The sequence below is a fragment of the Paraneptunicella aestuarii genome (assembly GCF_019900845.1).
Taxonomy (GTDB): Bacteria; Pseudomonadota; Gammaproteobacteria; order Enterobacterales; family Alteromonadaceae; genus Paraneptunicella; species Paraneptunicella aestuarii.
In genome coordinates, this window is record NZ_CP074570.1 from 2,970,394 (window position 1) to 2,984,404 (window position 14,011).

At 46.0% G+C, this 14,011-nt stretch carries 10 protein-coding genes; 9 read left to right on the forward strand and 1 reads right to left on the reverse strand.

Translation table 11 applies throughout. The annotated features are described in order from the left end of the window. Nucleotides 1–11 precede the first annotated feature (11 nt). Nucleotides 12–374 (forward strand): dihydroneopterin triphosphate 2'-epimerase, encoded by a 363-nt coding sequence (folX, locus tag KIH87_RS11530; protein WP_232358019.1) that lies wholly within the window; start codon nucleotides 12–14, stop codon nucleotides 372–374. A 71-nt stretch (nucleotides 375–445) separates the two neighbouring features. Then, nucleotides 446–1,345, forward strand: a complete 900-nt coding sequence (locus KIH87_RS11535) for a TIGR01777 family oxidoreductase (RefSeq protein ID WP_232358020.1) — start codon at nucleotides 446–448, stop codon at nucleotides 1,343–1,345. Nucleotides 1,346–1,419: 74 nt separating this feature from the next. Here the strand turns inward: KIH87_RS11535 and KIH87_RS11540 are convergent, their stop codons facing one another. After that, the gene (locus KIH87_RS11540; RefSeq protein WP_232358021.1) at nucleotides 1,420–3,210 is read right to left on the reverse strand and encodes an IucA/IucC family protein; all 1,791 of its coding nucleotides are present in this window, start codon (nucleotides 3,208–3,210) and stop codon (nucleotides 1,420–1,422) included. A 150-nt stretch (nucleotides 3,211–3,360) separates the two neighbouring features. Between KIH87_RS11540 and KIH87_RS11545 the strand changes: the two genes are divergently transcribed. The 7 genes from KIH87_RS11545 to KIH87_RS11575 all read left to right on the forward strand — a co-directional run bounded on the left by KIH87_RS11545 (nucleotide 3,361) and on the right by KIH87_RS11575 (nucleotide 14,007). Then, nucleotides 3,361–4,605 carry a hypothetical protein gene (locus tag KIH87_RS11545; protein WP_232358022.1) on the forward strand — a complete coding sequence of 415 codons (1,245 nt, stop codon included), beginning with the start codon at nucleotides 3,361–3,363 and terminating at the stop codon, nucleotides 4,603–4,605. A gap of 18 nt (nucleotides 4,606–4,623) precedes the next feature. After that, complete coding sequence (locus KIH87_RS11550; protein WP_232358023.1) at nucleotides 4,624–6,864, forward strand: TonB-dependent receptor; 2,241 nt, start codon at nucleotides 4,624–4,626, stop codon at nucleotides 6,862–6,864. Nucleotides 6,865–6,917: 53 nt separating this feature from the next. Next, a complete protein-coding gene (locus KIH87_RS11555) occupies nucleotides 6,918–7,706 on the forward strand; it encodes an ABC transporter ATP-binding protein (RefSeq protein ID WP_232358024.1) in 789 nt (262 codons plus the stop codon). A gap of 80 nt (nucleotides 7,707–7,786) precedes the next feature. Beyond that, the gene (locus KIH87_RS11560) at nucleotides 7,787–8,695 is read left to right on the forward strand and encodes an ABC transporter substrate-binding protein (RefSeq protein ID WP_232358025.1); all 909 of its coding nucleotides are present in this window, start codon (nucleotides 7,787–7,789) and stop codon (nucleotides 8,693–8,695) included. Next, the gene (locus KIH87_RS11565) at nucleotides 8,692–10,656 is read left to right on the forward strand and encodes an iron ABC transporter permease (RefSeq protein ID WP_232358026.1); all 1,965 of its coding nucleotides are present in this window, start codon (nucleotides 8,692–8,694) and stop codon (nucleotides 10,654–10,656) included. The genes KIH87_RS11560 and KIH87_RS11565 overlap by 4 nt, the downstream gene beginning before the upstream one ends. Continuing rightward, entirely contained in the window at nucleotides 10,640–11,284 is a 645-nt protein-coding gene (locus KIH87_RS11570) for a nitroreductase family protein (RefSeq protein ID WP_232358027.1), read from the forward strand. Before KIH87_RS11565 ends, KIH87_RS11570 begins: the two co-directional genes overlap by 17 nt. Next, complete coding sequence (locus KIH87_RS11575; RefSeq protein WP_232358028.1) at nucleotides 11,281–14,007, forward strand: GNAT family N-acetyltransferase; 2,727 nt, start codon at nucleotides 11,281–11,283, stop codon at nucleotides 14,005–14,007. The genes KIH87_RS11570 and KIH87_RS11575 overlap by 4 nt, the downstream gene beginning before the upstream one ends. Nucleotides 14,008–14,011: the final 4 nt, after the last annotated feature.

Genomic DNA, 14,011 nt, shown 5'->3' on the forward strand with positions numbered 1-14,011 from the left:
GAACTCGATTCATGCAGCTAAACCAGGCCACAATTAGAATAAAAAATCTTCGCTTGCGCACCTATATTGGTATCAAGGATGAAGAAATAAACAACAAACAAGATGTGGTGGTTAACGTCACAATCCACTACCCGGCAGAAAGTGCAGTGAACAGTGACGAAATGCAAGACGCGCTAAATTACCGCACTATCACAAAAAAAATCATATCTCTGGTTGAGAACAACCGCTTCTCCCTTTTGGAAAAATTGACTTCCGACATTCTTAGCATTGCCTCAGAACACCCTTGGGTCACCTATGCTGAAGTGGAAGTTGATAAGCCTCATGCGCTTCGTTTTGCAGATTCCGTATCCTTGTGCTTAAGTTGTAAGAGGTAAAGCGCCCCGAATTAAACACAATTTGGGCAGCGATATTTCTGTCCACATTACAGTTTAATAGAGGTAATACGATGCATCTGCTAATTACAGGAGCCACAGGATTAATTGGTTCGGCACTGGTGCATCGTCTGGAACAGGAAGGCCACAGTATAACCGCATTAACCCGGAATACCGACTTAGCCAAGAAGAAACTCGGCTCCCATCATCACTATATTTCATCACTTAACCAACTTAGTAATCTCAACCACTTCAACGCCGTAGTGAACCTGGCAGGCGAGCCTATCGCTGAAAAACGCTGGAGTACAAAGCAGAAAAATCGCATTGAAGCCAGCCGTTGGAACACCACTCAGTCTTTGGTTGATTTACTGAAAGCCAGTAAAACCCCTCCATCTGTGTTTATCAGTGGTTCAGCTGTGGGCTACTACGGTAAACAGCTTGATATTCCCATTACAGAAGATATTGAACCTTTTCGGCAAGATTTCAGCCATCGCCTTTGTGCCGAATGGGAAAACATCGCCATGAGTGCAGACTCACTGCAAACCCGTGTTTGCCTGCTTCGAACAGGCATTGTGCTGTCAGATAAAGGCGGCGCATTAAGCAAACTCTTACTGCCATTCAAGCTGGGATTAGGTGGCAAAATAGGTAATGGTCGTCATTTTATGCCCTGGATCCACATTGATGACATGGTGGCAGGTATTCTGTTTTTGTTGCATCAGGATAACTGCAATGGTGCTTATAACCTGACCGCTCCCTACCCAGTCACCAATAAAGAATTCACACAAAAACTGGGCAAACGCCTTGCTCGCCCAACCTTTTTTACAACACCAACACTAGTCTTAAAATTCTTGTTCGGTGAAATGTCGGAACTCCTCACTCAAAGCCAACAAGTGATCCCTGAAAAGTTACAAAAATCGGGCTTTCATTTTAAATACCCACAATTGCAAGATGCTCTGGAAAACCTGGATATCTAAATGAAGCCTCCATGGATGGATTTACGGCGAGTTTGCGTTTAGTTTCTATAAGCGATTGATAGCAAAAATATAATCTATGCACTCTTAACATTGCGCATACACAAAGGATTACTCATTGGCTGCCCCAACTCAGGTAGTGGCCGTTCATCGCTATCGCCGTACCCTATACGAAACCGAACCCTGTTGATGCACACCTTCTCGATCTTCGGTGCAAGTAAATCCAATTGTTCAAAGCGACTATGCAGATGAGGATGATCGCTCTGATACTGGCGAATTTCATCTGCAAGCCAAGCGTAAAATTCTATTTCCGAAACTTGAGACTCCTTTAACAAAGGAGAAACAAAGCGTAATACCGTAACAAAATGCCCGGTGAGTAAATCATGAATAAGATAATGAGCCGGTAAACGAGTCAGCTTGTCTTGAATATCCTTATCCAATGAGTGTAATTCAGCAAAATCATCGTCAATTAAACGTAAATCGCCATGAAAATCCTTGATAATACAGCCTACAGGAATGTGATTTTCCAGCACTAATGTGATGTTTTGTCCATGTGCCACCAACGCAACACCATACTGACACATCAAATGATACAAAGGCACCACAACATGGCGAAACATGCGCCGTAGCCAATGCTCAGCACTCCAGCCCGACAAGGCAATTAAAGCATCAATACAACTGCGTCCTTGCGCATCGGATTGCATCAGAGTCGCCATCGACATGGGGCGTTGATTCCCTTCAAGCACACTTTCCGCTCTTTCGCGCCAAATACAACCTAACATCTCCTTGTATCTGTAAGCCCCACCAGGTAATTGTGACTGATAAGGATGCGGACAAAACACACCAGCCACTTCTTTTTGCACCAGCATTCCCAATTGTTGTAACAGAGGATCCATCTGAACCTGCTTATCCAGCCACTCACTAAGCCTTGCGCCATGATGAATAAAATCACCGGTAATACCGCGATAACAGGAGGTATTTAAGATACTGATCGCCGTTTTGATGTCGTAGTGGCTTTCTTGAGACTCGGCGCTCAAAGTACGAATCGACTGTTGTGCAATCCAGGTAGTCGAATCTATTTCACCTAAATCAACAATATCACCACAAGCAAACATAGTGGCGTATTGCGCTGCTAGAAAACGCTGTTTTTGCCACGGATGAACAGGAACAAGCACATATTCATCGGTTTTTTTGTTCAGCTTGACGAGTTGTTGCTGAAACCATTGCCAACTCTGCTCACCAAAGGTATCAGCCCACAAACTTTGCTCCGAAATCCCGGTCTGAATCCCCTGCTGGCAAACATGACGCCGTACAGCTAAACAATGCAAATTAAACGCCTTGCCTGATTCTGGCGCATAAGAAACCAAATCTTGCTCACCCCATCCTATTCTTCCCTTATTAGCAATGGCTTTCGGATGCCCGTGCAAAAACTGCTGCCTTTGCACTTCTGTCATCTTTACCAGCGTTTCGGCATCGTAACGAGACAATAATCGGAGACTGATACAATCGGCATACAATGTCTGTTGAATTTCCTCCAACAAACCAGACAAATTAATATCGTTTATTTTCATGTATGGCTGAATGTCGATAAGTAACTGGCAAGCATCAGGCTCATGATGATCCGTACTGATAATGCTCTCGGGATCAACTATTAACATTCCCCAAACAGTCCCCTTAGCGCTGAACTTCCAATCTCTCAGAGCAGTGGTTAGTGTGTAGTTCATTACAGAAGATGCCGTATTTTCGGATTCTTCTTCTGATTGCGCTTCTGATGAAAACCTCAACACTTCCTCAAAATGCAACTCAGACAGGATTTTAGCCATCAATAAACGATTAACCTGTTGCCATTCCCGCTTACTTATAGACATATTTTCTTGATTCTCCATTAAAAGAGTTCGAAAAGCGCTTCGAGCCCCCTCATTAAATTTATGCCTATTAATGTATTGACTTTCACCCCAAAGATCAATTTTAATGATAATCATTCTCATTTGTATTTAAGCAATCAAAAGAACCGTTAAATGCCAAACTCAATGCAACTCATAGCACTTGGAGTCAACCAGACTCTGTTAATTGCGCTGCTTCCGCAGTTAGCAGTGCTATTGGGTTTTGGACATAACCCGGAAGATTGGGGATTACTGCTATTGGTGATGAATGCCAACTTACCTAGTTATTGGCTTGCGTCTGGTTGGTGGGGAAAGAAGATCACTTGTGGCGATACAAACCAAATATCGAAACAAGCCAATTATGGCTTCATCCTGAGCATTTCACTGTTTGTCACATTGTTATTGTTGATTGAAAACGGGCTTGAATTACCTCAAGCAACTAACACCGATTCAATGTCATTATTAAACACGCTACTTTTAACAGTATTAGCGCTTTGTCGTTTTGCTAGCGGTGCCTTTGCCAGCGCCTTTCTTCCTCTTGCACAAACGAATATTACACAAACTCCTGAAGCCTATGAGACAAACATCAGCAAATTATCTCATTTGAGCAGCCTTATCACATTAGGCCGATTCATTGGCCCAATATTAGTATTACTTCCCTTTCCTTTAGTGCTGCACCTCATTATTCCAGCGCTTCTGATACTGGTCTCGCTCATACAAAAATCAAGAACCACAATCATTCAGAGCAATGAAGCACAAAACGCCTCTGTTGCAACAGCACAAAAGCAAATACAAGTATTCAAACTACTTTCAAAACCCGGACTAACGGCAGCTCTACTGACAACTTCAATGGTTGCCATGACACAACTGGTGTTATTACCTTTTATCGCGAAATTTGGCTATACCGAGAAACAAGCTAGTCATTACTACGCGCAGCTCATGATTTACCTGAGCGTGTTTGTGATAGCCAGCCAGCGCTGGTTACTTCCCTATTTGATTCCCAAAATAGCGCAACTGACAAAATCCCAAACAGCATATCCCCTTTTGCTATCGCTATGCCTGATACTCGGCACAGTCCTACTATGCTTACCACAGCAAAACTGGCCGACATTGCTTTTAGCATTAGCTTGTATCGCTATCGCCATTGCCGGCTTACCTGCGTGTTACACCCATCAGTTATTTGAGCAACATCACATTCAAATACCCAGAGCTCAAATCAGCGCAGCCATTGCGCAGGTTCATACGCTTGGACACCTGTTGGGAACCGCAGTCACCGCCGCATTGCTAGCTCAAAACCTGAATATCGCTCATGTGCAATTGGCACTGGCAACGCTGCTGCTGTTTTGCATCTACGCCCTATTTCAAAAACACACAATTTAAAGATATCAAAGGAATACCATGAAAACCCTTAATCCCATTGCTTATGCCATTTGTTTAGCGACGCTAGGCACTGTCACTGTCAGCACTGCTGCTGTTGCGGATGCAACCAATAATAATCCGTTGGAAACCATCACGGTCACAGCCAGTCGAACTCAAAGCAGTATTTCCGATGTTGCCGCGACAGTCTGGATTATTGATAACGAACAAATTGCTCAAGAAGTCAGCACGGGGGCAGATTTAAAAAATGTTTTGGGACGCTTAATTCCCGGATTCGATTTTGGTAGTGAAGGCAGAACCAATTTTGCTCAAAACCTGCGTGGACGCACGGCCTTGGTCATGATCGACGGTGTATCACTCAACTCTACTCGTCAAATTAGCCGCCAACTGGAAAGCATTGATCCCTTTAACGTTGCTCGTGTTGAGGTGTTATCCGGTGCCACATCCATTTATGGTGCAGGTGCAGCAGGCGGTATTATCAATATCATCACCAAAAAAGCAGCATCATCGGAATTGGAGATTCAGGCGTTAGCCGGACTTGCCAGCGGCTTTAACAACAGCGAAGACCTGGATAAAAAGCTGGCCTTATCCATTGCGGGTGGCAACAACGCCATAACGGGTCGATTAGCTGCGGCTTGGTCAGCCACAGGCGGCGCCTATAATGCCGACGGCGATCTCATTCTGCCCGATATCACGCAAACCGACACCCAGTTCAACGACACACTCGATATTCAGGGCAATGTAAATGTCACTATCGACGAACAACAGTCACTATCCTTCGTTGCCCAACATTTTAACAGTGAACAAGGCACCGAATATGGCACTTATTTGGGGCCTAACTTAGCCGGGATCCTTGGCTACCCTGAATTCATCCAAATTCAGAAAGGATTGAGTCTGGAAGAACAGCCTGAAACAGAGCGTGACTTTTTTAACCTGCAATATCATCACAGGGATGTGCTGGGGCATGAATTGCTGGCGCAGGTATTCCATCGCACAGAATCCTTAAGCTTCTTCCCTTTTCCTTCTATTTTTAGAGTGACGGGCTCGCCTTTCCCGGGGCAAAGCTATCCTATTTTTGCAGCATCAGAACAAGACACCGACATCACGGGCGCAAAGTTGGTATTGGTGAAAGACACTGACACTTTCCGTTTAAGTTATGGGCTGGATATCGACTCAGAATCCTTCACTGCCAAACAGCATATTTTCGATTTAAATGCCGCCCTTGCTTCTGGTGGATTGGCATTTGAAAAAGTACAAACACTGCAACGTTACCCGAATATCGACAGCGACCACTTAGCCCTGTTCGCACAAGGTGAATGGCAAGCCAACCAACAATGGCGTTTAAGTGCAGGCTTTCGTTATCAACAAATAGACTTGCAAGTCGGTGACTTTACCGGATTGCTACAACAACATTTGTCTGCATCAGGTTTATATCCCATTGCACCACAAAGCATCCCTGGTGGTGAAACCGATTACGACGAATGGCTATTTAATGCAGGCGCTGTTTATAAGTTAGATGCCAATCAGCAATTGTGGGCGAACATTAGCCAAGGCTTTGATCTACCTGATCCAGCCAAGTTCTTTGGTCAAGGCAATTACTCTGGCCCGTTCGGTGAAGGCCCATTACTGATGGATAGCGTGAACATCGCCAACAACCCGCTATCGGGTATCAAAACAGATTCTTTGGAACTTGGCTGGCGTAAAGCCGCCGACAATTATCACTTCCAGTTAAGTGCCTACTACTCACTTTCAGACAAAACAACGTCATTTAACCGCAACACATTAGCCGTTGTGGTGAACGACGACGAACGCCGAATTATGGGTATTGAAGGCCAATTGAATGTGGATCTGAGCCAGCATTTCTATACCAGCGTACAAGCCCACTGGCTACGAGGCGAAGTGAAAACCGACGGTAATTGGTCAGACCTTGCAACAGAGGAAGCCAGCCCTGTCACAGCATCCATTCGCTTTGGTTATGCCGATGACAACAAAGGGCTAGAGCTGCAATTACAAAGCATGAGCGACTATGACGATGAGCAAAATAATAAGCTCGACGGTTACACACTGGCTCATCTAAATGGTCATTACAAATTGTCTGTTGGTCAGTTGAACTTCGGCATTCAAAACCTGTTTGACGAAGATTACGAGACCATTTGGAGCCAACGCGCACAAATTCTGTATAGCAGTCTGTCAGCGCCCGCCCTATTCACTTATGGCGGTCAAGGCACTCGTCTTGCGATTAGCTATCAGGCCAGCTTCTAACGTCGGTTCTGAAAAACAATAACCACAAACGTTAATCTAAAAGGAATATTCTTTTGATTCACTTTGAAGACATTAACCTGAACATTGGCAAAGCGCATATATTGCGCTCTGTCAGTGGGCAAATACCAAAGGGCAAAATCACGGCCCTGATTGGCCCCAATGGTTCAGGAAAAAGCACCTTGTTGTCAGTGCTCAGTGGTCATCGCACACCTGACACTGGCAGTTGTATGTTGCATGCCAATAACAGCATTAAGGATTACGCTTACTTAACCCCAGCACAAATGGCAAAAACCATCGCGTTATTGCCACAACGCAATCCGTTGCCTGCAAGCCTGACGGTGTCGGATCTGGTAGCCTTTGGCCGCCATCCGCACCGCCCTTGGTATCGCAACCTTAGCGACACAGATAAAAAACTCATTGACTGGGCGATGCGTGAAACCGGTATTTGGGAATATCAGGCTCGTCCTTTGACTCAGCTTTCTGGCGGTGAATTACAGCGTTGCTGGTTGGCGATGGTATTAGCTCAGGATACACAGGTATTAATGCTGGACGAACCGACTTCATGGTTGGATATCGCCCATCAAATCAGCCTGTTACATATCATTCGTCGCCTAAACGAAGAACACAATAAAACCATCGTATGGGTGCTGCATGACTTAAACCAGGCTCAACAATTTAGCGACCATGCCATTTTACTCAATCATGGCAAAGTGGTGGCTCAAGGCCACTGCCACCAGGTTATCACCCCGGAATTAATTTCAGAAGTGTACGAAACCCGCGTTAAATCTCATCCGGTCGCTAACAGCAATATTTTATGGCCAGAATACGGGTACAAGTCATGAGAACAAGTTTGAATCACCCAGCTTGTTTAAACTCTTGTCTGCTACAGGCTCTCTTGCTGTTGCTTTTGCTTTGTTCTGCAATGAAGACCATTGCTGCTCAGAATGAAAAGGTATGCCTATCAACCTGCGTCACTTATTCAACGCCAGCAAAACGCGTGGTCGCGTTGAACTGGTCGGCAACCGAAATGCTGTTATCTCTAGGCATCACGCCTATAGGTGTGGCACAAGGCAATGGCTATCGCAAATGGCAATCCAACCACCCTGAATTACCAGACACGGTAGCAGAAGTGGGACGACGTCAAGAGCCGGATCTGGTCACTATTGCGCAACTTAAGCCAGATTTAATTATCGGCTACGACTTTCGCCATGCGCGCTTGCACTCAGCCTTAAGCAAGATCGCACCAACGCTGTTATATCAACAATTTCCCCGCCCGGAACAAACGAACTTTCGATATTACGATGCCATTCCTCATATTTTCATCAGTATTGCGCAAGTTACGGGCACTCAAGAGCAAGCCAAAAACAAGCTGGAATCAATGAAACAGCAGCTTGCTCAGTGGAGAAGCGATATCGCTGCTGCGGAACTTGGCAATCATCCTGTCACCTATGGCAAGTTTGTCGGTATGGGCTATGGCTTGCGCGTATTTGGTCAACAAAGCCTGGCAGGCAGCATCGCTAAAGAGCTGGGTTTGAATTATCAGTGGCACTCTGTGTTGCCGGGAAAAGACTTCACACATTTACAGTTAGAGCAAATGGGGGAATTCTCAAACACTCATCTCATTCTAGCCGACAACCAAACCAATAATGAGCGCATGATTGCCTCCCCGGTTTGGTCTCAGCTAGCTTTTGTAAAAAATCATCAGATCTCAGAAACGCCAGCACTATGGAGCTTTGGCGGCCCGGATTCGGTCATGCGCATGGCGCAAGCGTTTACGGAATCGCTTTTAGAATGGAAGGCTGCTCTGGAGAGAAAGGAGAAAGCACTATGACACGCGCCGTGCTTGTTATGTTATTGCTGCTAGGGGCAGGCTTTGCAGGCTACTTGTTTACTCATCCTCAAGTTGCCGATCCAATATTACAAACCACCATGATGTCTTCTATCTGGCTACCAACGGCCTTCATGGCTGTGCTAACCGGGGCGCTATTCGCTAATTCTGGCTTATTAATTCAAACCACACTGGATAACGACTTCGCATCGCCTTCTACCATTGGTATCGCTTCCGGAGCATTACTGGGTGCAGTTCTGGTACGTATGTTAATGCCTGAAGCCAGCTTGTATATGGTCTGGTTAGGCGCATTTAGCGGCGCATCAGGGCTGTCATTTCTGGTATTGGCCGTAAGTCGATTAATCGGCGGCGGCAAATTGCCCGTCATATTAATAGGCATGGCATTAGGTTTGGGTGCAGGCGCGATTGCTTCGCTATTTTTAATTTACTTTGAACATCAAACCGACGGCTTATTTATTTGGGGTAGTGGTCAGGTACTACAAACCTCTTCAGAAGTCATAACCCAAACTGCTTTGCCCATGCTTGTGCTGCTATTGGCTAGCCTGTTAGTGCTACCCAAGCTGAGCCTTTTTGTGTTGGGTGATGTGCAGGCGCGTAGTTTGGGGTTAGCCGTAAACCGTTGGCGCTGGCTCATCTTGTTTTTAGCTATTGCTCAAGCTTCAATGGCAACCGCTCTGGTGGGCATGATTGGCTTTGTTGGCCTTATGGCTCCTCATCTGGCTCGTTATGTTGTGCTTTATACTCGGCAAACAACCGGAAATCGCCAACAAATTGCCAGCCATACCATGCAGCCACACTGGTTCTTCACTTTGATTATTGGTGCATTATTGGTGCTCTTTGCCGAGTGGTGTTCCCGAAGCCTGCTGTTTCTTGGCTATCGACTGCCCACTGGCGCGTTCACTGCATTGCTCGGTGCGCCATTTTTTATTCTATTGCTGTTACATCGTAATGGCAGAGCTCTGGCGGATACCGAAAGCCAAAGTATCGGCATTAAGCCGCTATTTTCAGCTCGCCCTACTCTCACCTTAACCAGCTTGTTAACCTTGTTGATTGTGAGTATTGGATATTGGCTTCCGGAGCAGCAACACTTTGATGGCAGCTTGGCGTGGACACAGCAACGTATCTTGCTGGCTGGCCTTGCCGGATTTGGCCTGGCGAGTGCGGGAGCTTTGCTACAAACGCTATTTCGTAACCCTATGGCAAGCCCGGATATCTCCGGTGTGAGTGCGACATCGGTGCTGTTTATTGCTTGCCTTCTGGTGATATTTCCTGCCGCTAACCAATGGCTATTAAGCCTGGCTTCACTGGCTGGTGCAACATTGGTTGTGTTCCTGCTATCTCGCGGCTTGAAGTATCAATTAAGTGTGTCCCAAGTAGCACTTATCGGGATCACCATTACCGCCTTTGCGGGAACCGCAACGCACATATTACTCACCTTTGGCAGTAGCACCGCATCGGTAACCCTGATGTGGCTGACGGGTACGACTTACGCCGCCTCAATGACTCAGTTAATCCCATTAGCACTGGTGTTATTAATTGGCCTTATTGCCGTTCTGCCCTACTTGCGAGATCTGGACATTCTTCCCCTCGGAGAAACCATTCCTGGCGCATTAGGTATTCCAGTAGTGAAGCGCAATCGTTGGCTATTAAGCATTGCAGCTATTGTCACGGCCATTTGTGTTGCCTGTGTTGGTTCCATCAGTTTTATTGGCTTGTTGGCTCCTCACTGCGCCCGCTTACTTGGCCTATATCGTCATAGCCAACTTCTACCTGCAGCAGGGCTTACAGGCGCAATCCTGCTGATTTGGGCTGATGGCCTCGGACGTACTCTTTTTGCTCCTAACGAAGTCGCTGCCGGATTAGTGGTTTCCATGCTGGGCAGCCTGTATTTCCTTTTCTTGCTTTTAATCGGATATCGAAAACACCATGACAGAATTGCTTAACTTTTTAACTGAACGTGTCTCTTATCACGTTCATGAATTAACTCAACCTGCACCTGACCAAGCTCAGTTGCAACAGATTCTGCGTGCTGCCATGGCAACCCCGGATCACGGTAATTTAACGCCTTGGCATTTTGTCATCATCGACAATGAGCGCATCGCGGAATTTGTTGAATACTTGCGCCAAGCTTGGTTAGACAGTGAAGAAGAAGTCGACCCGCAACAAGCGAAACGATTAGCTAATTATCTGGAACAAGCACCTTGCATGGTGCTGGTCTCCGCCGAAATTCAAGCACATCAGGCTGTGTCGGAACAAGATCAGCTCTTTTCCGCCGTAGCCAGTTGTCAGAATATTCTTCTGGCGGCTGATGCTATTGGCTTTGGTGGCATCTGGTACAGCACAGATGCGGTTGAGCTACCTAATGTGCGTCACATTCTTGGTTTGCAAGCACATCATCAACCCGTGGGCTTTTTGGTGCTAGGCACGCCCGAGAACAAACGTAGCAAAAAGCGTAAATCACCAGAGCAATTCACTTATCAATGGCTGGGTAGTAACCAGCTAGCGCCTTGGTCAGAAGCATCAACATCCACCTCGTTCAACAACCTCCAATCTATAGAGAAAACATCATGACTGAGCATGTATTACAGGTGCATAACCTGAGCTTTCAGGCATTTTTCAATAGCCTGCTTTTGGAAACCCATTTAGGAAAGATTGTGAGGCTGGATAGCACTCAAGAAGTGATTATTGAGATAACAGGATCCACCAGCCTGCGTTTACCTTTGCGTTACTGCTCACCCGCCGGTCGTCATCGTTACCGCAATGAAATATGGCTAACCAATTCTAAGGAAAATAAACCTATTGATTTTGCTAACGCTATCAACCTGATATTGCAGCATAGCTTTGACAATATTGATGCCAAGCGAAAAGACCGATTTATCAATCGCGTCTCAGAATCAGATGCCTATATCAAACGAGCATCAGCCTTTAAGGAACAGGCTGACAATACTGAAAGCTCAAATGCCTTTGTTAATTCCGAGCAATCATTAATCGGTGGTCACAGTATGCACCCGGCACCTAAAAGCTGTGAACCACTCACCGAGCAAGAGCAATTTGCCTACTTGCCGGAATTTTCCCAGCACTTCGCCATTGAATGGTTTGCAGTGCATCGTTCGGTATTGGCTGGCGTTAATGTTAACGGTGATCTGGAAACAACCTTGTGGGACTTCTTCCAACACCAAACCAATGATTCCACGTTAATATCTGAAGATGACTGGCTGCCCTACCCCATGCATCCTTTGCAAGCCAAGGCGTGGAAAGAATCAGAGCAAGGGCTTCAGTTAGCACAAAAAGTAAAGCCATTGGATATCACATCGTCAGGATGGACTGCCACGTCCTCGTCTCGTGCAATTTATCACGAACAAAGCCCCTGGATGCTGAAAGTGTCATTCCCGGTCAAGCTAACCAATTCGCTACGTTTGCTCACTGAACCGGAAGCAAAACGCGGCATTCAGTTTAGCAAGTTGATGCAACATCCTGCCGGTATAGAACTACAGCAACGCTTCCCGGAATCCACCTTCATTGAAGAACCGGTTTGGTGCGGTATTAAAGACATGCAGGGAGACTGTATTCCTTTATCCATTGTGTGTTTTAGACAAAACCCTATGCAGGTTTCCCTAGAAGATAACCCAAACGATTTAAGTCAAGAATCCTGGTTATTGGCATCCGCAAATCAGGTCGATAACCCGGAGAAAGCAACCCAAACCGGGCGTTGGGTTTGCGCCTATGCCGAAGCTCAACAGTTAGATTTGGCAACGGCTGCCAAGCAGTGGATTGCAATGTTCATGAACAAGGTAATGAAGCCGATCTGTGTCGCGCGCAGTGATTACGGCATTGTGTTACTCGCCCACCAGCAAAACTTGCTATTGAAGATCAAAAACAACCAACCTGCTGGCGTTGCTATTCGTGACTGCCAGGGCATGGGACTGACCGACACTGCACTGAAGCGTTTTAAAGAAGTTTTCGCCCATGAGCCCGCCAGCTATTTTATGGCTGCTCAGGAGCTAAACCCATACCAAGCCTATTATGTGATTGGTAATTCACTACTGAATACGCTTGCTGCTATCGCTGCTGATTGCCATGTTGAAGAGCAGGCTCTATGGCAAGTATGCCAATATCACCTTGCAAAATGGCGTACCGAGCGTCCTCAAAATGACTCTTTTTATGATTACCTTCTGACATCACCGACATTACGCTGGAAACGCAATTTTTATTGCTTTTTAGGCGATTTTAACGAAAGTACACTACCGGATCCGGCACAAATTTACTGTGACATTGCAAACCCGCTGCAAAAACAGGAAAGCACCTCGACTCGGGTTTATCAAGAACTTAAAGATGGGCGTCAATGTTGCCTTGAGGATATCAGCCAAACAGAAGAGTATTTGGCCTTTAACCTGATTATTGATGGGCAAGAGTACCACTCATTTAACGCTACAGTCTTGCCGGACAAATCGTTCCTTCTCTCCTGTGAACAAGCGCCCCTGAACGAGTTGTATTGGTGGTTAGCAATTGAGCATTGTTTTGGACGTACAAATGCGCCTGCGATAACTCACGATTTAGATCACAACCAATGCGCTCAATTTAACGCGCCATTGTCACATGGAACCATCACATATTCTGAGTTTATCGAGCATTGCCCTTTGTGGTTACGAAAACCACAGCAACTGGAAGAAACACAGCAAGTTAAGGCAAGTAATGGCTGCACTCATCCTGTTCGTCCAGAGAAACCAACTGGCGTTATTTATCAGCGCTATTTTTATCATCTCAATCGCACACTAACCTTGCGGGTCATTGATATTGAGCGAGATTTGGATTGCTTTCATCTTTGGCACAATGTGCCTGCTACTGCTCAGGTATGGGAGTTAGAAGGTAGTAAGGAAAGCCATCGGGAATATCTCACCACACTGCAAAATGACCCGCATCAATATGGCGTAATTGGCGAATTCGATGGCGTGCCATTTGGTTACTTCGAGGTGTACTGGACACCTGAAAACCGCCTCGGTACACATTATGAGTATCAGGATTTCGATCGTGGTGTTCACATTCTTGTAGGCAACATGTCCTTTAGAGGCAGTGTCTATTTCGATACCTGGGCAAAAGCCATCATTCAATTCTGTTTTATTGATGACCCAAGAACTCAAAACATAATGGGCGAGCCCAACGCCAAAAATCATCGTGTGATCACCATTACCGACCGAGTCGGTATGGAAAAACAGTACGAGTTTGATTTCCCCAATAAACGCGCCGCTCTGCTGCAATGCAAGCGCGAACGATTCTTCCAACTTTATGCAATTTAGGTAA

Excerpts from the sequence above, each read along its gene's own strand:
- folX (WP_232358019.1), top strand. The coding sequence starts at position 12 with ATGCAGCTAAACCAGGCCACAATTAGAATAAAAAATCTTCGCTTGCGC.
- KIH87_RS11565 (WP_232358026.1), top strand. The coding sequence starts at position 8,692 with ATGACACGCGCCGTGCTTGTTATGTTATTGCTGCTAGGGGCAGGCTTT.
- KIH87_RS11545 (WP_232358022.1), top strand. The coding sequence starts at position 3,361 with ATGCCAAACTCAATGCAACTCATAGCACTTGGAGTCAACCAGACTCTG.
- KIH87_RS11535 (WP_232358020.1), top strand. The coding sequence starts at position 446 with ATGCATCTGCTAATTACAGGAGCCACAGGATTAATTGGTTCGGCACTG.
- KIH87_RS11570 (WP_232358027.1), top strand. The coding sequence starts at position 10,640 with ATGACAGAATTGCTTAACTTTTTAACTGAACGTGTCTCTTATCACGTT.
- KIH87_RS11550 (WP_232358023.1), top strand. The coding sequence starts at position 4,624 with ATGAAAACCCTTAATCCCATTGCTTATGCCATTTGTTTAGCGACGCTA.
- KIH87_RS11540 (WP_232358021.1), bottom strand. The coding sequence starts at position 3,210 with ATGTCTATAAGTAAGCGGGAATGGCAACAGGTTAATCGTTTATTGATG.
- KIH87_RS11560 (WP_232358025.1), top strand. The coding sequence starts at position 7,787 with ATGAAGACCATTGCTGCTCAGAATGAAAAGGTATGCCTATCAACCTGC.
- KIH87_RS11575 (WP_232358028.1), top strand. The coding sequence starts at position 11,281 with ATGACTGAGCATGTATTACAGGTGCATAACCTGAGCTTTCAGGCATTT.